Raw genomic sequence first — 18,226 nt, 5'->3', positions numbered from 1 at the left:
AATGACCGAGTTTCAGGTCTTCTGGCTTGCGGCGCTTGGGCTCGGTATCGGCGCGACACTGGTGATGGATCTTTGGGCCGTGATCAAGCGACATGTCTGGCATTCGCCCTCATTGGACTATGCCCTGGTCGGGCGCTGGTTCGGGCACATGCCCCGGGGCCGGTTTGTCCATCGCACGATCATGCAGGCCCCGTATGTGCCCTATGAACGTCCGGGCGGCTGGGTGTTGCACTATCTTTCGGGCATCGCCTTTGCGGCGCTCCTGTTGAGCCTGGTCGGTTTGGACTGGTTGAACCAACCCACACTGTGGCCGGCATTGGGGGTGGGGCTGGCAACGGTCATCGTGCCCATTTTCGTGATGCAGCCCGCGTTCGGTTTCGGCATGGCGGCGTCACAAACACCGAATCCGGGGCAGGCGAGGTTTCATAGCCTGTTGACCCATGCTGTTTTTGGCTTGGGTCTGTATCTGTCTGCCGTGATACTGGCCCCGGTCTGGCCGGTACATGGCGGCTGAAAGCCCATTTTTTGGGTGTTTTCCTGAAAAATTTCCGGAAACTGAAAAAAAGGGGCTTTTTGTCGTCACGATTTGGGAGTATTGGGACGTTTCGATCTGGTAGATAGATACCAAACGGCTTGGCGTGACAGCGCTGCTGACTGAGTTTCCTTCCAATATCGACGACCGGACCCGCTGGCACACGGCCACCCGGGCCACACACTATGCGCGGATTGAAAGGACATCCTCATGGCAACCGGCATTGTAAAATTCTTCAACACGACCAAAGGCTTCGGCTTCATTCAACCGGAAGAGGGCGGCAATGACGTCTTCGTCCACATCTCGGCTGTTGAACGCTCTGGCCTGACCGGCCTCAACGAAGGCCAGAAGGTCACGTTTGAAGTTGTTCAGGACAAGCGCTCTGGCAAGAACGCTGCTGACAATATCGCACTCGCCTGATTGGCCTGTGCCGCGCCCGTCCGGGCGCGTTGATGCATTCAGGAGAAGGCCGGGTTTTGCCCGGCCTTTTTCTTTGGTCGTGTCACGGTGCGACGACGAGGCCGAAGACGCATTGTCGGGGTTGACTTCGGTATAAACATAACTTGATATATAACAAGTTATGGAGAGGCGTATGTCTGACATTCTCGCTCATATGGGGCACACAGCGCTGGGGTCGCGATTGAAACGGGCCGGCATGGCCCTGCAAGCGATGACCCAAACCTGGCTGGAGGGGCAGGGATGTGATCTGCCTTCGGCCCAGATGCCGCTTCTGGCGGCGCTTAGCCAGACCGACCCCCGGACCACCGGAGAGCTCGCACAGATGCTGGGCATGGCCCAGCCGGGCGTATCGCGCATGATTGATGCGATGGAGAAGGGGGGCTGGGTTGTCGTTCGGTCTGGCGATACAGATCGGCGTCAGCGCCTGATCGTTTTGTCCGACACGGGGCAGGCCCTCTCGGTCCGGGCGGCGCGCGAATTCTGGCCACGCGTCAACGACGCTGCTGCACGATTGTGTGACGGGTTGGACGGGGATTTCCTGTCTCAATTGACCCAGTTGGAAACCCGTCTGCGTGCGGGCGATTATGCTGGTCTGCTTCGTGATGACCGCCTGCCGGGTGGGCAAGCTTCGAGAGACCCGGTTTCCAAAGATAAGGTTTCAGGAGGGCAGGCCTCATGACGGCGCTCGATCGACCGGTCTGGGCCAGCCTGACCAGCTATCACGCGGAGCGCGCTGTTGGCTCGGGGGCTGTGCGCCGCTTTCACCCGGATATCAATGTTTTCCTGTCGGGCGAGGATGATCGACCGGAAACGATGGCGCAGGCCGCAGACCTTGTGACCCCCGGATCCGAGGTGGTCGTGCTCCAGGCGCAGCCCGTTACGCGACCCGAGGGTTTTGAGGTCGTGATGGCCGCGCCTGCGGTTCAGATGGTCTGGGGTGGAGGCGATGTGGCCCCTGTCGACACGCGTGACATTGTTCGTCTGGGCCCTGAAGATGCCAGCGAGATGGTTGAACTCGCAGATTTGACCCGGCCCGGTCCAATGCTGGCCCGTACCCATGAAATGGGTCCGTTCTGGGGGATTCGCATCGATGGGCGATTGGCGGCAATGGCCGGGCACCGCATGCGCTTTCCCGGGCATATCGAGGTCTCTGGCGTATGTACGCATCCTGATTTTCAGGGACGGGGGCTGGCGTCACATCTCTCGCTTCATGCCACGCGCAAGGTGTTGGAACAGGGCGAGACACCCTTCCTTCAGGCCTGGGCGGAGCGTACGGGCACGATCCGCCTGTATGAGCGGCTGGGATTTCAATGGCGCCGGGATTTTCATGCCGTGGTATTGAGGCGGCAGGGCTGAGTCGCAGGGAGGCGTCGATGCGCGATCCGATGACAGATCGAATGGAAAGCGTCGAGATCCATCTCGCACACCAGGACAAGGTGATCGAGGAACTCAATCAGGTCATCCTCGCTCAGCGTGAGGAGATTGATCGTCTCACGCGCCGTCTCGACAAGATGCATTCGCGCGTGGGTACGCTGGAAGATCATCTGCCGGCGGCCGAGGCCACCAAACCCCCGCATTATTGACGATCAGGCCGCGGCCAGGGCGTTGCGCACCTTGGGCAGGATCCGGCGAGAGACCGGTGTCTCCGTCCCGTCGCTCAAGACCAGTCGGCCGGTGCCCGACGCTTCACGCTCGAGCGCAGAGACAAACGCCGTGTTGACGATGTGGGAGCGGTGAACCCGCAGGAAGCTGGGCGGAAGATCGGCCTCCAGCGCGCTCAGGGCGGCCGTGTAGAGCCGGGTATCGCCACTTTCGAAACAGATCTCGACATAATCGCCGGCGGCCTTGATCTGAGTGATGCGGTCTGTGGCGACATAATCCACCCGGCCGGCCGAGACGAGCTGCAGGCTTTCCGGTGCTTCGCGTTGGCGGGCCTGGTCGAGCGCCACTTCCAGCTGACCCGCCCGGCGGGTTTCACTGAGCCGTTCCTTGCGTTCCTCGATCAGCAGAAGAGCGTGCTGGGCCAGGAGGAGCAGGAGCAGGGCGGTCAGCCCGACATAGATGTAGAAATCGAGAAATCGGTTCGGATCCCACACCATGGCGACCAGGGTCAGGCCGAGTATGGGAAGAAAGGCCCGCGCTTCCTTCTGACCGCGCCAGAGCGCCCAGCCGCACCAGCCCAGAGCGGCGATGAGGGCAATCATCAGGCTTAACCCGGTCTTGCCGTCAAACCCGGCCTGCCAGGCGATCATCACACTCATGCCCGCGAACAGCCCGCCGAGTATGGCCAGGCGAGCGCGCAGTGAAAACGTGGTGAACCGGGCGATGAGATAGGCGTTCAGCAGGAGGCCCGAGAGCACGGCAAACGCCGTGATCGACATCAGGCGGACATCATGCATCGGGTAGTCATAGGCAAACAGGCCGCGTGCTGATTCCGATAGCAATTGCCCGCCGGTGGACAGGGACAGCCCGGCCAGGAGTGCGGGCAGGAGGCGACGTTCCGCCTCCAGCGCCATCACACCGAAAAAGATCGCGCCGAGCAGGAAGGCGCCGAATGTCATGAGGCTTGGACCATAATCGGTGATGATCCGCGCTGTTTGATCGGTATAGGTGCCAATCCCGATCATGTGCACCGGGCTGGAGAGATCAATCAGCGAGTGATGACCGGACAATTCCAGCTCGATGGCGTTGTTTCCCGGTCTCAGCACCGAGCGCGGGACGTAGAACACGGCATCCATTCGCCCCACCGTCTCACTGTGTCGTGTATCGCCGGGGCGCCCATTCTCGCCCACCAGCTCGCCATTGACCCAGGCCCGTGATGCTGCCTTGCCGGAGACAAACAGGCCCAGAGGCTCTTGCTCGGTGAAGAGGCGTTCGGGCAGGGCGAGACGCCCACGGACAATGATGTGGTTATTCTGGGGATCGATATCCCAGACGGTGGCGGTGGAGCAGGATTCGGGGTCGGCGACAGGACAGATCTCGACCGTGCGCGAGTCGATCCAGAAGAAAGACCGGTTCAGCCGCGGGTCGGTTTGCGCCCAAGCCGGTCCGGACAGGAGGGTAAGGAGCCAGACGACCAGGACGGGCGGCAGTGTCAAAACGCGAAGCATCATCATGGCTTTATCCTAGCGCAGGACAAACGGTCTGGCGCGACCATTGATCGGTCAGGCCCTACCGTTCGCCGATTTCGCCTGTCAAAGCACACCGCAAGGGCGTTTGTCTCGGGTCAATTCACGGCCGCAAGAGGAGATTGAAACAATGCGCCCGCTGTCTTGCCTGATGCCTGCCCCCGCCCGCCGCTTTGTGTCCGGTCTGACGCTGTCTGTCGCGCTTATGACCGGTGCCAGTTCGCTCGCACTCGCCGACCGCGTCTATCCCGGCGAGGAGGCGATTGTGTTCGAAGCCGGTGAAAACCGTGTGGATGCCTATCGCGGTGTTCTGTCGGTCCCTGAAAACCGGGCGGACCCGGAAAGCCGGATGATCGAACTGGTCTATGTGCGTTTTCCCGCCACGACGGATGAGCCGGGCGATCCGATCGTCTATCTGTCCGGAGGCCCCGGTGGATCGGGCATTTCCACGGCCCGTTTTCGCCGCTTCGACCTGTTCATGCAGATGCGTGAACATGGGGATGTGATTGCCTATGACCAGCGCGGTACGGGTGAATCCAATGACATGCCCAATTGCGAAAGCGGTGTGAATATTCCGCTCGCCGAAGCGACCAGCGATGCCGAACTGGGTGCGCTCTACCGTGACGCCGCGCTTGTGTGTCGGGATTTCTGGGACGGTGAGGGCATTGATATCAATGCCTATAATACCCGCGAGAGCGTCCGGGACCTGTCGGACCTGCGCACCCATCTGGAGGCCGATCAGCTGACCCTGTGGGGGATTTCCTACGGATCCCACCTGTCGCTCGCAGCCCTCAAGGATATTGAGGACGAGATCGGGCATGTGATCATTGCCTCTGTGGAAGGGCTGGACCAGACCGTCAAATCGCCTGCGCGTACGGATGCCTATTTCGCGCGTCTGCAAACGGCCCTGGAAACCCAGCCGGCGGCCCATGCGCGATATGGCGATATCGCGACCCTGATGCGCCGCGTCCATGCCCGCCTGGATGAGGAGCCGATGCTGATCATGGTGCCGCGCCGCGAGGGGGAGCCGGTCCCCTATCTCCTGCAGCGCCGGAATGTGCAGCAATTCGCGTCGGGCATGATTTCCGATCCGCGCAATGTGGGCGCGCTGTTCGCCATGTATGCCGAGCTGGACCAGGGCGGAAGCCAGATCGTGACGGCCATGTTGCAGCGCTTCTTCCGGCCCAGCGAGGAGATCATGCTGCGTCCGATGTCGACGGCCATGGATGTGGCGTCCGGCGTGAATGCGGATGATCTGGCCCGGTTTGAAACCGAAGCCGAAACCAGCCTGCTGGGTCTGTATCTCAACTTCCCGATGCCGCAGCTGAATGAGGCGTGGGACGGGCTGGACCTGGGGGATGAGTTCCGGACGGCTCCGGTCAGTGATGTGCCGGTTCTGGTACTTTCGGGCACGCTGGACGGGCGGACCTATGTCGAAAGCCAGGCAGAGGCTGTGGCCGGACTGGAGAATGCCCAGATCGTGACGGTGCACAATGCCGGGCACAATCTGTTCATGATGTCGGACGAGGTGCAGCAATCGATGCACGCCTTCCTGCGCGGTGAAGACCAGTCCGGGCGCGAGATCATTGTCGATTTGCCGGACTTCAACGAACTGCCCTTCTGATCCCGGCCCGACCCTGGGCCTAGACAGACCAATCCGTCGCAGGACCGGTCCCGATCGCGTATCGGGGCCGGTTTGTGCGATTTTTTTGACGGCCCTGCATCCAAACCCTGTCGGGGTGGCTACTCACTTGTGAATGCACGGGATGAACCCGCTGTTCGAAACGAGGAGTAGACCCATGGATGGACGCGATTTCGGCGATTTCATTTTCCACTATTGGTGGCTGTTTTTTCCGCTAGCCTTTTTTATTGCCGGTGGGTGGAGCAGTTTCATGCGCTACAAGCGAACCCAGGCCAAGATTGATCTCCTGAAAGCCTATGCCGCTGCGGGCAAGGAACCGCCGGCAGACCTGGTCGCGAGCCTGGACAAGGATCGCGGCAATGATGACGACTGGGATGATGGGAGCGAAGACATGCACGGTCAGCACAAAAAAGGATCCACCCCGTTTCTGGTGGTCTTGTTCGCCGGTCTGGCCGGCGTGTTCGGTTTTGCCGGTTACACCAATCTGCTGGGTGAGGTGGATGCGTTCTACTTCATCGCCCTGATCCTGGGTGTCCTGTCCCTGGCCTTTCTGGTCAGTGGCCTTTTTCGCCGCTGATTGAAGCCGGGGTGTGAAGGGGCAGGCGGATGTCACGAGATGACGCATCACCGGGAGATGCCCAGGATGCACGCTGGGTCAAGGCGGCGCGCGCCGGGTCGGAGCCCGCCTTTGCCCGGCTCGTCTCGCGCCACCAGCGTGCTGTGCGCAGCTTCCTGATGCGCGTCGCGGCCAATCCGGCGGATGCGGATGATCTGGCCCAGGAGACCTTTCTGGCGGCCTGGTCGGCTCTGGCCCAACTCAGAACGCCGGGGCATTTCAAGTCCTGGTTGATGGGCATGGCCTGGCGCAAGGCGAAAAGCCAGGCGCGGTCTGCGGCGCGGACCTCCCGACGCGATCACGACTGGCAATCCACCCGCGCGGAGACACACACGCCCCAGCCCGAAGCGGTGATCTCCATGCGGCGGGCCCTGATGGAACTGCCGGATGATCAAAGGGCGGCGCTGGCCCTGTGCGCGGGAGAAGGGTGGACGCATGCCGATGCGGCCCGTATTCTGGGGCTTCCCGTGGGAACGGTGAAATCCCATATCACACGGGGGCGGGCCAGGGTGCTGGCACACCTGGATACACACGTTCAGCCGGAAACCGGGGCCCGTACATCGCAGCGAACTGAAGCATCACGGCCCGAGGAGGTCGCGTCCGATGACTGACAAGACCGAAATCGAACCCGCCGGGCGCATGCCGCTAGCCGGCGAGAGCGATCCGATGGCCGCACTGTGGGCCGCGACGGGTGCGCCGCGTTTTGATGTGAGTTTCACGGCCTCTGTGATGCAGGGGGTCGCCCGGCGTCGCCTGCGTCGTGATATGGTCGTTTGGGGTCTGGCCTGTATGATCCTGCTCGCCCTATTGGTGCGCGTGGGACAGGATATGGTGCCGGCCATGGGTCTGGTTCGGGATGCTCTGGCGCCGGCCGGGCTTGCCCTTGTACTGGCCGCAGCGATGGCGCTGACCGGTATCGCGCTTCAACGCACCGATCTGATGCGGTTTTTCCGGCAATTCTACACCTGATATCCGGTTGTCATGGGGGTGACACCGCGCGCCGCAGGGAATCACCTATAGTCGATGGCGAGACACGCAGCGGGTGGGGAGATCCGTCATGTATGTACTGATCCTGGGGCTGATCCTGTTTATCGGTGTTCATGCCATCCGGCTGTTTCCTGCCCAGCGCGAACGCCTGATCGCCCTGCGCGGTGAGAATACCTACAAGATAATCTATACGGTGATTTCAGTGATCGGGCTGGCGCTGATCATCTGGGGCAAAATCCTGGCTCACCCCTCGGTGATTGTCTGGGAGCCGCCGGTCTGGGGGCGCCACCTGGCCTATCTTCTGGTGCCGCTGGCTCTGATCCTTCTGGTCGCGGCCTATGCTCCAGGGCATATTCGCCGCTGGTTGCGCCACCCCATGTTGGCCGCGGTGATGCTCTGGTCCCTGGCGCACACGCTGGCCAATGGCGAACTGGCCTCGCTCATTCTGTTTGTCACCTTTTTTGTCTGGTCGACCATTGTGTTCATCGCGTCCTGGTTTCGCGAGACCCCGCCGCCCATCGTCAAGGGTTGGGGCGGTGACCTGACCGCCATCATTCTCGGCTTCCTCGCGGCCATGCTGATCCTGCGGTTTCACATGGTGCTGTTCGGCGTTGCGGTGGTCTGACGGTCGAAAAACAGTAATACTGCCGCCACTTGCATCCAAATTCGGGCCGGCCCGCATCTAAAGGGCATAGGCGCAGGTGAGCGCACGAATTGAAGGAGTTTTACCATGGAAGTCGAAATTCTGGTGCCGCTGGGCCTGTTCACGATGATCGTCCTGATCGTCTGGATTTCTGTCCGCAACGGATCCGAGCGCCGCAAGGCCACCTTGAACGTGATCGAAAGCGCGATCCGGCAGGGACAGACAATGACGCCGGAAACCATCAAGGCGCTGGGCATGCCCCGCAAGGACGGGCGCGGTGACCTGAAAGCCGGTCTGATCCTGGTGGCGGTTGCTGCGGCCTTCGCGACGCTGGGCATGACGATCGGTGCCGTTGAAGGTGATAACGAGGCCGTGCCGATCATGTTGTCGATCGCCGCTTTCCCGGGCTTTATCGGACTGGTGCTGATCGGCTTCGGTCTGACCGGCAAGAAGTCGAGCGATCAAGACTAGATCATGGCGGCTTCGGACGCAGAACTCACCGCCCTGGTGATCGCCACCAAGAACGCGGCAGCCTTTGGCGAGCTGGTTCGGCGACACCAGGGACTGGTCCGGGCGATGTTGCAGCGCATGTGTCGCAACCACGCTCTGGCTGATGACATCGCTCAGGACGCATTCCTGCGAGCGTTTGAAAAAATCGGGAGTTTCAAAGGCACGGGCACGTTTAAATCCTGGCTCTGCTCGATCGCCTACACCGAATTCCTCAAATCGGCCCGCAAGCGCAAAGCCGCGGATCGGTTGCTGGACGGGCTGAAAGCCGAATACCAGGATGAAGCGGAAGCCCCGCGCGATATGGGCAATGTGGTCGATCTGGACCGGGCCCTGGCGGAGCTGAAAGAAGACGAGCGAACCGTGGTGGTGATGTGCTATTCTTGCGGCATGTCGCATTCAGACGTAGCCGAGGCCACCGGCATGCCCCTGGGGACCGTCAAGTCCCATGCCAATCGGGGGCGCGCCAAGATGCAGGCTTGGTTCGCCAATGCGGAGGTGATGGCGTGATGACTTTTGATGATGCCTTTGACGCGCGATTGAACGCGGCCTTTGCCCAGGCGGCCGAGCCGCTCGAGACGGAAGCCGAGGCTGATCGCTTCACCCAGAAAGTCATTGAACGTCTGGGTCGTCCGGCTCGTAAACGCGCCTTGATGCTGGGCGGGGCCGGGTCCATTGGATCTGCCATCGCCGGCACCCAGCTGGAAAGCGCCTTTGCCAGCATGTCAGACCAGGCCGAAGGGGCGATGGGCAGTTTTGCCTTCTTCGTGAACCCGGAAGTTCTTGCGACGGCGGCCATTGCCATCGCTGTAGGCTCGGTGGCGCTTCTTTTGCCGCGTCGGCTGGCCAGCCTCTGACAGGCTGATCGGACCGGAAGGTTGATCCCATTACGATCGGTGTCTGGATGGCGGGTGTATGCCCGCCATTCGTCGTTTGAGGCGGTTATGCACAGGCTTGGGCTTTTGCACTGCAGCATGCTGGTCTAGTTTCGCATCCAACCAAAACAAGCCCCATTTCGATCAGGGATCCACAGCCATGTCCGCCCAGACCCAGGTTCGCCGTATTACCGCTCCGCAGATTCGCGCTCGCAAGGGCCAGGATCCCCTGGTCTGTCTGACTGCCTATGACGCGCCGATGGCCCGCTTGCTCGACCCCCATTGTGACCTTCTGCTGGTCGGAGACAGTGTGGGCATGGTTGTGCATGGTCTCGACAGCACAATCGGTGTGACGCTCGACATGATGATCCTGCACGGTCGGGCCGTTATGCGCGGTGCCAAACGCGCCCTCGTGGCCGTGGATTTGCCGTTTGGAACCTATGAAAACTCGCCGCAGCAGGCGTTTGAAAATGCGTCTCGTGTGATGTGCGAAACCGGCTGCCAGGCGATCAAGATAGAGAGCGGGACCTATGCGGCCGAGACCATCGCCTTCATGGCCGAGCGCTCCATCCCGGTGATCGGACATATTGGATTGCGTCCCCAGGCGGCACTCGCTGATGGCGGGTTCAAGGCCAAGGGCCGGACCGAAGCCGAGCGTCAGCGCGTGATCGACGAGGCTATCGCGACCGACAAGGCGGGCGCCTTTGCCATTGTTATCGAGGGCGTTGCGGAAGACCTGGCGCGCGAGATCACTGAAGCCGTGTCGGTTCCCACGATCGGCATCGGCGCATCGGCGGCCTGTGACGGCCAGATCCTGGTGACCCAGGACATGCTGGGTGTGTTCGACTGGACCCCGAAATTCGTCAAGCGTTACGACAATCAAGCCGAACGCTCCAGCGAAGCGTTTGCGCGTTATGCGGATGAAGTGCGCTCCAGACAGTTCCCCTCTGATGCACAAACCTACAGCTTGAAGCCCGTGGACGGTTGAGCTCTGTTGCGAGGCGGGCGCGCTGACGTTAGGGTCGCGCCGAACGAGGGCATGTGCCCGCCAAGCTAGGGAAATTGCCGCCGTGGCCGATATCTTCCAGGAAGTCGATGAAGCGATCAATCAGGATCGTTTCAAGCAACAAATGCGCAAATACGGACCGTGGGTCGTGGGCGCTGCCTTGTTGATCGTTGGAGGCGTTGCAGGCTGGGAAGGCTGGTCGGCGTTGACCAAACGGGCCGCAGCCGAATCTTCCGACCAGTTCATTGTCGCCCAGACCGCGTTCGAAGATGGTGATACGGACCTGGCCAATGTCGGTTTCGAGACCCTTATCCTCGACGGCGAGAGCGGTTATCGCACCCTGGCCCTGTTGCGTCAGGCCGCGATTTCCCAGGAGGCAGGAGACGCGGCGGCGGCCGCAGCCCTGTATGTCGAGGCAGCCGATTCGATTTCCGATCCGGTCATTGCTGATCTGGCCCGCCTGAAATCGGTCTGGGTTCAGTGGGACACCCTGTCCTATGCCGATATCGAGCTTCGGCTGGCGCCGGTCGCGACACCGGGTTCGCCCTACATCCACCTGGCCCGTGAGAGCCAGGCCGCGGCGGCGCTTCGGGATGGCGCGCTGGATCCGGCCGAATCCACTTATCTTTGGTTGACGACGAATTTCGACACGCCGCAGGGTGTGCGGATCCGTGCTCAGAGGGCCTTGGCCATTCTCGAGCAAATGCGAACCGAGGCTGCCGCAGGCGCGCCGGCCGAAACCGCCGGGGATGGTGGAAATGAGTAAAGTGACGCGTATTCGTTCTGGTCTTATTGCCTGTCTCCTGCTGCCGATTGCGGCGTGTTCGACAGTTGAGGATCAGCTGGATTTCATCCCGGGTATCGGCAATGACGGTCCGCGTGAGACAGCACCGGAAGATGGTCGTGTTTCCATCCTGAGTTTTGAACAGGGGCTGCAGCAGAGCGATGCTGCTGGTCCTGTCGTCTTGCCGACAGCTTATTCCAACCCGGTCTGGCCGCAGCAGGATGGATATCCCACTCATGCGATCCAGCACACCGCTGCTCCGGGTGAACTCGAACGTGCCTGGCGGATCAGCATTGGTGCGGGCTCATCCAATCGTCACCGTCTCAATGCGCGCCCGGTTGTGGCCGACGGCAAGATCTTCACGATTGATGCCGATGGTCGTGTGTCTGCGTTCGACGCAGACAGCGGATCGCGCGTGTGGAGCGAGGAGCTGCGCAGCGACCGTCGCCGTGACCAGGACGCCGTCGGTGGCGCGCTGGTCTTTGATGAAGGCCGGATCTACGCCCACTCGGGTCTGAATTTCTTTGTCGCGCTGGACGCACAAACCGGGACCGAACTCTGGCGGTCCGAGACCATTGTCCCGTTCCATGGGGCGCCGACCGTTGCGGATGGCCGGATTTTTGTCACCAGCGACGATAATGAACTGCTTTCAATGGATGCCGACAATGGCCAGGTGGACTGGACCTATCCTGGCATTGTCGAAACCGCCCGCCTGATCACCACTCCGAGTCCGGCGGTTCTGGGTGATGTTGTGGTCGCCCCGTTTGCGTCTGGCGAGCTTGTGGCGCTGCGCGTGCAGAACGGCAACCCGATCTGGCAGGATGCTTTGGCGCGTGACAGCGCCTTGACAGCCCTGTCGCGTATCAATGACCTGTCGGGCAGCCCGGTGATCCTGGGTGATCGCGTCTATGCGCTCAGCCATTCCGGTCCCTTTGTCGGCATCGATATGCGGTCCGGCGAGCGTTTGTGGTCCGTGCCGGCCGGTAGTGTGAACACGCCTTGGATTGCCGGTGATTTTCTCTTCACCGTCACGACCGAGGGTGAGGTTGTGTGTGTGAACCGTTTGACCGGTGCGATCCACTGGATCCAGTCTCTTCCGCTGTTTGAAAACCCCAACAACCGGAAGGACCGTATCTCCTATGCGGGACCGGTCTTGGCCAGCGGTCGCCTCTTCCTGGCCTCTTCGGATGGTCGTGGCTTTATTCTCGATGCTGCAACCGGTGTGCAGACGGGAGAGGTGGATCTGGACGATCCGGTATATATCGCGCCAATTATTGCCAATGAGACGGTCTATGTTCTGACCGACGAAGGGCGTTTGATTGCGTTGCGCTAAATGACAGATATCCTCCCCCGTATTGCGGTCGTCGGCCGACCCAATGTGGGTAAATCCACCCTGTTCAATCGTCTGGCGGGCAAGCCGCTTGCGATTGTGGACGACCGTCCCGGGGTGACCCGAGACCGGCGCGAAGCCCGCGGCAAGCTGGGCGACATGCCGGTCCTGCTGATTGATACCGCCGGCTATGATGACAGCGAAAAGGACGGTCTCGATGCGGAAATGCGTCGCCAGACCGAAATGGCCCTTGAAGACGCTGATCTGTGCCTGCTCTTGATCGATGCCCGGGCGGGCGTGACACCGCTCGATGAAACCTTCGCTGATGTGATCCGCCGGGCGGGGAAACCTGTTCTGCTGCTGGCCAACAAGTGTGAAGGCGAGGCGGGCGAGAGCGGCCTGGCCGATAGTTACGCACTGGGCCTGGGTGATCCGGTTCCCGTGTCGGCTGCCCATGGCGAAGGCATGGCAGAGCTTTACATCCGGGCCTCCGGTGAGCTGGGTGATCTGGCCAAGCGTTCGCGCAAATACAAACAAAGTGAAATCCCGCCTTTGCGGATCGCCGTCATCGGCCGACCGAATGCGGGCAAGTCGACCCTGATCAATACGCTGATCGGTGAGGAACGTCTGATTACGGGCCCGGAAGCTGGGATCACGCGTGATGCGATCGCTGTCGACTGGCTTTGGGATGGTCGTCGGGTTCGCCTGCACGACACGGCGGGGCTTCGCAAACGCGGCAAGGTGGCAGACCGGCTGGAGCGCATGAGTGCGGCCGATACTCTGCGCGCCGTCAAGTTTGCGGAAGTCGTATTGTTGCTGATGGATGCAACCCACCCTCTGGAAAAACAGGACCTGCACCTGGCTGATATGGCCTATCGTGAGGGGCGGGCCGTGGCTGTGGCTCTGTCAAAGTTTGATCTGGTGCCCAATCGCGAGGCGGCCCTCAAGGAGATGCAGCTGGAATTTGCGCGCCTCCTGCCGCAAATGTCCGGTGCGCCTTTGCTGCCGATCTCGGCGGTCAAGAATAAGGGCCTCGATGCGATCATGCCCACCCTGGCGCAATTGCATGAGAACTGGGACGTCAAGATCAAGACCCGCGATCTCAATGACTGGCTGCACGAGATGATTGAACGCCATCCGCCGCCCGCTGTGAACGGTCGCCGGGTGAAGCCGCGTTATCTCAGCCAGACCAAATCACGACCGCCAACCTTTGTGTTGATGTGTTCGCGGGCCTACGCTCTGCCGGACGCTTACAAGCGCTATTTGATCAACGGTTTGCGTGAATCGTTTGATCTGCCGGGCGTGCCGATCCGTCTGATCGTGAAGGGCGGGGCCAATCCTTACGCGACCAAAAAGGATTAGGCGGTCAGCGTATCTAGAAACACAAACGGGCGCTCGCGAGCGCCCGTTTTCATGTCTGGATACCGGATTGGGCGCCGAATGGGCTATCCCGAAAACTTGATGATCTCACCGTGACGGGTGCAGGCCGGATCGACCAGCTCCGCAAGGGCCGGCCAGAGAACCTCTGGATGGGAGAGCGCGGCTGGATCTTCGCCGGGGAAGGCCTTGGCACGCATCTGGGTGCGAAGCTGGCCTGGATAGAGGATATTGATCCGGACCGATCCGTTGGCATGTTCATTGGCCCAGGACTGGACCAGGGCGTCCATTCCGGCCTTTGAGGCTGCGTAGGCGCCCCAATAGGCACGGCGGGAGTCCACGGCGCCCGACGAGACGAAGACCGCGCGTCCGGCATCAGAGGCCAGCAGCAGCGGTTCAAACGCGGCAATCATGCGGGCCGGAGCCACCAGATTGACACCCAGCACGGCGTTCCAGTCCTTGGGCGTGATCTGGGCGGCCGGGGTGAGGGTGCCGAGTGCGCCGGCATTGGCGACCAGAATATCCAGCTTGGTCCAGCGTTCCTCGATGATCTTGGCGAGGCTTTCAATGCCATCGGCTGACATCAGGTCCATCGGCACGAGCGTGCAGGATCCGCCGGCCTGACGGATGGCATCGTCGAGTTCTTCCAGACCACCCTGAGTGCGGGCTGTGGCGATAATATGGGCGCCGGCCTTGGCCAGGTGGAGGGCCATGGCGTAGCCGATGCCACGGGAGGCACCGGTGACAAGAGCCACACGGCCCTTCAGATCTGTGTGTGTCATGCGTCTACCAGGAGAGAGAGCTGGAATTCCTTGTCCGACAGGTCCCGGTCGTGATCGACCAGGCGAGTCGGATACTGCCCCGTGAAATAGTGGTCAGACAATTGCGGTGCGTCATTATCCCGCGGCTTGCCCGTCACGGCACGATAGAGGCCATCAACCGTCAGAAAACCCAGGCTGTCGGCTTCAAGACGCGCGCGAATGGCTTCCGGGTCGAGATTGGCCGAGATGAGTTCTTTCTGACCGGCCATGTCGATGCCGTAGAAATCGGGAAAGCGGATGGGCGGGCAGGCGGAACGGAAATGAACTTCGCGCGCACCGGCCTCGCGCATCATACGCACGATTTTGAGAGAGGTGGTTCCGCGTACGATGGAATCATCAATCAGCAGAACACGCTTGCCGGCCACGGTTGCGGCGTTGGCCGAATGCTTGCGCCGGACGGACAGGTCGCGGCGGTCCTGAGTCGGCTGGATGAAGGTCCGGCCAACAAAGTGCGAGCGGATAATGCCCATTTCAAACGGAATGCCGCTGGCTTCGGAATAACCGATCGCTGCCGGTACACCACTGTCCGGAACGGGTACGATGATATCGACGTCGGCCGGGGTTTCACGGGCCAGTTCGCGGCCCATGGCTTTGCGGGCCTCATAGACGCTGCGGCCGCCCATGACGGAATCGGGGCGGGCAAAATAGATGTATTCGAATGCACACAGGCGCGCAGGGCGTTCCGGAGCGAAACGCTCGGATTTGATCCCGTCTTCGCTGACCACGATGGCTTCGCCCGGATCGATCTCGCGGACAAAACTGGCGCCGACCATGTCGAGGGCGCACGTTTCCGAGGCCAGGACGGTCGCGCCGTCCAGCTTGCCCATGACCAGCGGACGAATCCCGTACGGGTCCCGTGCGGCGATCAGCTTGTCATTGACCATGATGACAAAGGCAAACGCACCCTCGACCTGTTTCAGCGCATGCAGGACACGATTGGTGAGCTTGGCCTTGCGGGATTTTGCCGCCAGGTGCAACACAACCTCGGTATCGCTGGTGGACTGGAAGATCGCGCCTTCGGAGACGAGTTCTTCGCGCAGAACCCGCGCATTGGTCAGATTACCATTGTGGGCCAGGGCGATGCCCCCGCCGCGCACATCCGAATAGAGCGGCTGCACATTGCGCAGCACGGACGCGCCCTGGGTGGAATAGCGGCAATGGCCGATGGCGACATTGCCCGGAAGACGTTGAGGCAGATCGGGCTGGGTGAAATTCTCGCCGACCAGTCCGAGATAGCGTTCGGAATGGAAACGCGATCCATCATGTGTGGAGATGCCGCAGGATTCCTGGCCGCGATGCTGGAGGGCGTGAATGCCCAGCGCCGTCAATACGGCGGCATCTTTCGAACCGTGTACAGCAAAGACGCCGCACTCTTCCTGGGGCCGGTCTGAAACCGGATCATACGTCAGTGTGGGGAAACCCGGGGTACTAACCATCGTCATCCTGATCATCCGCGGTCGAGCCGATGAGGTCATCTAGTCGGTTTCGATCCTGACGGCCATAGGATGTGTCATCATTTCTTATTGTTTCTGCAATCGGGTCGTCCGGATAGGGCAACGGCGGTGTCTCGGACATGCGGGAGGTTTCTGGCGCCAGGGTCTGCAGGGCATTGGAAATGGACCGGACCAGCGGGTAGAAGCGAGCCTCCTGCATCCAGGCGGGCGGGGTGCCACCGGGCAGCGACATGGTCAGGAAGATTGCAATGATCGAGATGAGGACCAACCCGCGGACAACACCGAAAAAGAAGCCGGCAGTGCGATCCACCACATTCACATCCTCGCCCTTGGCCAGACCATTGGAGAGGGAGGAGGTGATGAAGGTGACAGCCAGATAGATAAGGATGAACACGCTCGCAAACACAGCGATATCCGCCAGCCAGGGCGGAGATATGATCTCACGCGCCGGACCGCGAAAGGCGGGCCAGGACCACAGCGCCGCCAGGGACGCGGCCACGAAGGCGGTCACAGACAGGGCCTCGCGGACAAAGCCACGCACCAGCGCCAACAGGCCGGAAACCAGAAGGACCGCAATCACGATCCCGTCGAAAGCTGTCAAAGTCCCGTCCATGACGAGCCTCCCCACGCGTTACTGTGGAAGCGGGAGAGGCCGAGATCAGTCTGCCAGCCCCGATTCCTGATGCAGAGATTGCACCAATTCCTGCACGGTGGCCACGGATTTCACCGACACAGGTGTGTGTGTATCGTGTGAGGCCGCCGGTGCGATGGCTTGTTCGAACCCCAGCTTGGCGGCCTCCTTGAGGCGTGCCTCGCTGCGTCCAACGGGACGAATATCGCCGGAAAGACTGATTTCTCCGTAAACAACGCCCTTATTGGGCAGTGGCACGTCAAACGCGGAGGACACGATGGCCGCGGCCACCGCCAGATCGGCGGCGGGTTCATTCACCTTCAGACCGCCCGCTACGTTGAGATAGATATCGCGATCGGCCAGGCTGACGCCGCACCGGGCTTCCAGGACGGCCAGTACCATGGCCAGGCGACTGCCATCCCAGCCCACCACAGCGCGACGCGGCGTGCCAAATGCGGCCTTGGCAACCAGGGCCTGGATTTCGCACAGAACGGGCCGCGAGCCCTCCATGCCGGCAAACACGACATTGCCGGAGGCGTCGCTGTCGTGCTGGTCGAGGAACAGGGCAGAGGGGTTCTCCACCTCGCTCAGTCCGCGATCGGTCATTTCGAACACGCCGATCTCGTCTGTGGGGCCGAAGCGGTTCTTCACGGCGCGAAGGATACGGAATTGGTGGCTGCGCTCACCCTCGAAATAAAGCACGGCATCCACCATGTGCTCGACCACGCGCGGACCGGCGATCTGACCATCCTTCGTGACGTGCCCGACAAGAAGAACCGTGCATTGGCGCGTCTTGGCAAAACGGACCAGTTCCTGCGCACAGGCCCGGACCTGCGCCACCGTACCCGGTGCGGCGGCGAGTTGATCACTCCACAGGGTCTGGATGGAGTCGATGACCACAATGTCCGGCTTTTCCGACTTCAGACCGTCCAGAATTGTGCTGAGCGAGGTTTCGGCGCCCAGGGCGACCGGTGCGTCGGCCAGGCCCAGACGGCGGGCGCGCTGGCGGACCTGGTCCACAGCTTCCTCGCCGGACACATAGATGGCCTTCACCTCGCGCTGGGCCAGCTGGGCCATCAATTGCAAAAGCAGGGTGGATTTACCAATGCCCGGATCACCGCCCAGCAAAATCGCGGAACCGGGAACCAGACCGCCGCCGGACACCCGATCCAGTTCCGGCAGGCCGGTGATCATGCGGGGCGGTGGTGGTGTGTCAGCGCCCAGATCGACCAAGTCTAGACCTTGGCGGGATCGACGGGGCGCAGTTTTTGCGGCTGTGCCCAGCGGCGCACTGGGTGTTTCCTCAACCAGAGTGTTCCACTGGCCGCAACTATCGCATCGACCGGCCCATTTGGAATGGATCGCGCCACAGGATTGGCAGGCATAAACAGTATCGCTGCGGGCCATGGATGTCCTCATACTCCTATTTCGGAA

General features: G+C 61.4%; 22 protein-coding genes. 17 read left to right on the top strand and 5 right to left on the bottom strand.

The genetic code is table 11. From position 1 onward, the window contains the following. Nucleotide 1: 1 nt before the first annotated feature. The 5 genes from RMQ97_RS08485 (at nucleotide 2) to RMQ97_RS08465 (ending at nucleotide 2,574) form a co-directional block, all read left to right on the top strand. Nucleotides 2-514 (top strand): DUF2938 domain-containing protein, encoded by a 513-nt coding sequence (locus tag RMQ97_RS08485; RefSeq protein WP_413660428.1) that lies wholly within the window; start codon nucleotides 2-4, stop codon nucleotides 512-514. A 228-nt stretch (nucleotides 515-742) separates the two neighbouring features. Then, a complete protein-coding gene (locus RMQ97_RS08480) occupies nucleotides 743-952 on the top strand; it encodes a cold-shock protein (protein WP_413660427.1) in 210 nt (69 codons plus the stop codon). A 172-nt stretch (nucleotides 953-1,124) separates the two neighbouring features. Further along, nucleotides 1,125-1,670 (top strand): MarR family winged helix-turn-helix transcriptional regulator, encoded by a 546-nt coding sequence (locus tag RMQ97_RS08475; protein WP_413660426.1) that lies wholly within the window; start codon nucleotides 1,125-1,127, stop codon nucleotides 1,668-1,670. Next, entirely contained in the window at nucleotides 1,667-2,347 is a 681-nt protein-coding gene (locus tag RMQ97_RS08470) for a GNAT family N-acetyltransferase (protein WP_413660425.1), read from the top strand. The genes RMQ97_RS08475 and RMQ97_RS08470 overlap by 4 nt, the downstream gene beginning before the upstream one ends. Before the next feature lie 17 nt (nucleotides 2,348-2,364). Next, a complete protein-coding gene (locus RMQ97_RS08465) occupies nucleotides 2,365-2,574 on the top strand; it encodes a SlyX family protein (RefSeq protein ID WP_413660424.1) in 210 nt (69 codons plus the stop codon). A 3-nt stretch (nucleotides 2,575-2,577) separates the two neighbouring features. On the opposite strand, the gene RMQ97_RS08460 is transcribed toward RMQ97_RS08465, so the two are convergent. Then, nucleotides 2,578-4,107 (bottom strand): LytTR family DNA-binding domain-containing protein, encoded by a 1,530-nt coding sequence (locus RMQ97_RS08460; RefSeq protein WP_413660423.1) that lies wholly within the window; start codon nucleotides 4,105-4,107, stop codon nucleotides 2,578-2,580. 142 nt (nucleotides 4,108-4,249) lie between these two features. On the opposite strand from RMQ97_RS08460, the gene RMQ97_RS08455 reads away from it, so the two are divergent. From RMQ97_RS08455 to der, 12 genes are all read left to right on the top strand, one after another. Beyond that, nucleotides 4,250-5,743: an alpha/beta fold hydrolase gene (locus RMQ97_RS08455; RefSeq protein ID WP_413660422.1), complete on the top strand. Its 1,494-nt coding sequence runs from the start codon at nucleotides 4,250-4,252 to the stop codon at nucleotides 5,741-5,743. 175 nt (nucleotides 5,744-5,918) lie between these two features. Further along, the gene (locus tag RMQ97_RS08450; protein WP_413660421.1) at nucleotides 5,919-6,338 is read left to right on the top strand and encodes a hypothetical protein; all 420 of its coding nucleotides are present in this window, start codon (nucleotides 5,919-5,921) and stop codon (nucleotides 6,336-6,338) included. Nucleotides 6,339-6,367: 29 nt separating this feature from the next. After that, on the top strand, nucleotides 6,368-6,988 hold the full coding sequence (locus tag RMQ97_RS08445) for an RNA polymerase sigma factor (RefSeq protein ID WP_413660420.1): 621 nt from the start codon (nucleotides 6,368-6,370) through the stop codon (nucleotides 6,986-6,988). Next, nucleotides 6,981-7,346: a hypothetical protein gene (locus RMQ97_RS08440; RefSeq protein WP_413660419.1), complete on the top strand. Its 366-nt coding sequence runs from the start codon at nucleotides 6,981-6,983 to the stop codon at nucleotides 7,344-7,346. The genes RMQ97_RS08445 and RMQ97_RS08440 overlap by 8 nt, the downstream gene beginning before the upstream one ends. A gap of 88 nt (nucleotides 7,347-7,434) precedes the next feature. After that, nucleotides 7,435-7,989: an NnrU family protein gene (locus RMQ97_RS08435; RefSeq protein WP_413660418.1), complete on the top strand. Its 555-nt coding sequence runs from the start codon at nucleotides 7,435-7,437 to the stop codon at nucleotides 7,987-7,989. 105 nt (nucleotides 7,990-8,094) lie between these two features. Continuing rightward, nucleotides 8,095-8,478: a DUF6249 domain-containing protein gene (locus RMQ97_RS08430; protein WP_413660417.1), complete on the top strand. Its 384-nt coding sequence runs from the start codon at nucleotides 8,095-8,097 to the stop codon at nucleotides 8,476-8,478. Nucleotides 8,479-8,481: 3 nt separating this feature from the next. Further along, nucleotides 8,482-9,024, top strand: coding sequence for an RNA polymerase sigma factor (locus tag RMQ97_RS08425; RefSeq protein ID WP_413660416.1), 543 nt, complete (start codon nucleotides 8,482-8,484; stop codon nucleotides 9,022-9,024). After that, complete coding sequence (locus RMQ97_RS08420; protein WP_413660415.1) at nucleotides 9,024-9,371, top strand: hypothetical protein; 348 nt, start codon at nucleotides 9,024-9,026, stop codon at nucleotides 9,369-9,371. The genes RMQ97_RS08425 and RMQ97_RS08420 overlap by 1 nt, the downstream gene beginning before the upstream one ends. Nucleotides 9,372-9,549: 178 nt before the next feature. Then, entirely contained in the window at nucleotides 9,550-10,377 is an 828-nt protein-coding gene (gene panB, locus RMQ97_RS08415; protein ID WP_413660414.1) for a 3-methyl-2-oxobutanoate hydroxymethyltransferase, read from the top strand. Nucleotides 10,378-10,459: 82 nt separating this feature from the next. Next, nucleotides 10,460-11,161: a tetratricopeptide repeat protein gene (locus RMQ97_RS08410; protein WP_413660413.1), complete on the top strand. Its 702-nt coding sequence runs from the start codon at nucleotides 10,460-10,462 to the stop codon at nucleotides 11,159-11,161. After that, nucleotides 11,154-12,512, top strand: coding sequence for a PQQ-binding-like beta-propeller repeat protein (locus RMQ97_RS08405; protein ID WP_413660412.1), 1,359 nt, complete (start codon nucleotides 11,154-11,156; stop codon nucleotides 12,510-12,512). Before RMQ97_RS08410 ends, RMQ97_RS08405 begins: the two co-directional genes overlap by 8 nt. Next, nucleotides 12,513-13,871 (top strand): ribosome biogenesis GTPase Der, encoded by a 1,359-nt coding sequence (gene der, locus RMQ97_RS08400; RefSeq protein WP_413660411.1) that lies wholly within the window; start codon nucleotides 12,513-12,515, stop codon nucleotides 13,869-13,871. 83 nt (nucleotides 13,872-13,954) lie between these two features. Here der and RMQ97_RS08395 read toward each other — a convergent pair whose 3' ends face one another. From RMQ97_RS08395 to radA, 4 genes are read right to left on the bottom strand one after another with little or no spacing between them, the layout of a single operon-like run. Beyond that, nucleotides 13,955-14,668: an SDR family NAD(P)-dependent oxidoreductase gene (locus tag RMQ97_RS08395; protein WP_413660410.1), complete on the bottom strand. Its 714-nt coding sequence runs from the start codon at nucleotides 14,666-14,668 to the stop codon at nucleotides 13,955-13,957. After that, a complete protein-coding gene (gene purF, locus RMQ97_RS08390) occupies nucleotides 14,665-16,143 on the bottom strand; it encodes an amidophosphoribosyltransferase (protein WP_413660409.1) in 1,479 nt (492 codons plus the stop codon). The genes RMQ97_RS08395 and purF overlap by 4 nt, the downstream gene beginning before the upstream one ends. Further along, on the bottom strand, nucleotides 16,136-16,774 hold the full coding sequence (locus RMQ97_RS08385) for a CvpA family protein (RefSeq protein WP_413660408.1): 639 nt from the start codon (nucleotides 16,772-16,774) through the stop codon (nucleotides 16,136-16,138). The genes purF and RMQ97_RS08385 overlap by 8 nt, the downstream gene beginning before the upstream one ends. Nucleotides 16,775-16,819: 45 nt before the next feature. Beyond that, entirely contained in the window at nucleotides 16,820-18,199 is a 1,380-nt protein-coding gene (radA, locus tag RMQ97_RS08380) for a DNA repair protein RadA (protein WP_413660407.1), read from the bottom strand. Nucleotides 18,200-18,226 lie beyond the last annotated feature (27 nt).

This window comes from Maricaulis sp. D1M11 (genome assembly GCF_047308265.1).
Taxonomy (GTDB): domain Bacteria; phylum Pseudomonadota; class Alphaproteobacteria; order Caulobacterales; family Maricaulaceae; genus Maricaulis.
This window is presented reverse-complemented; position numbering and strand designations above follow the sequence as displayed.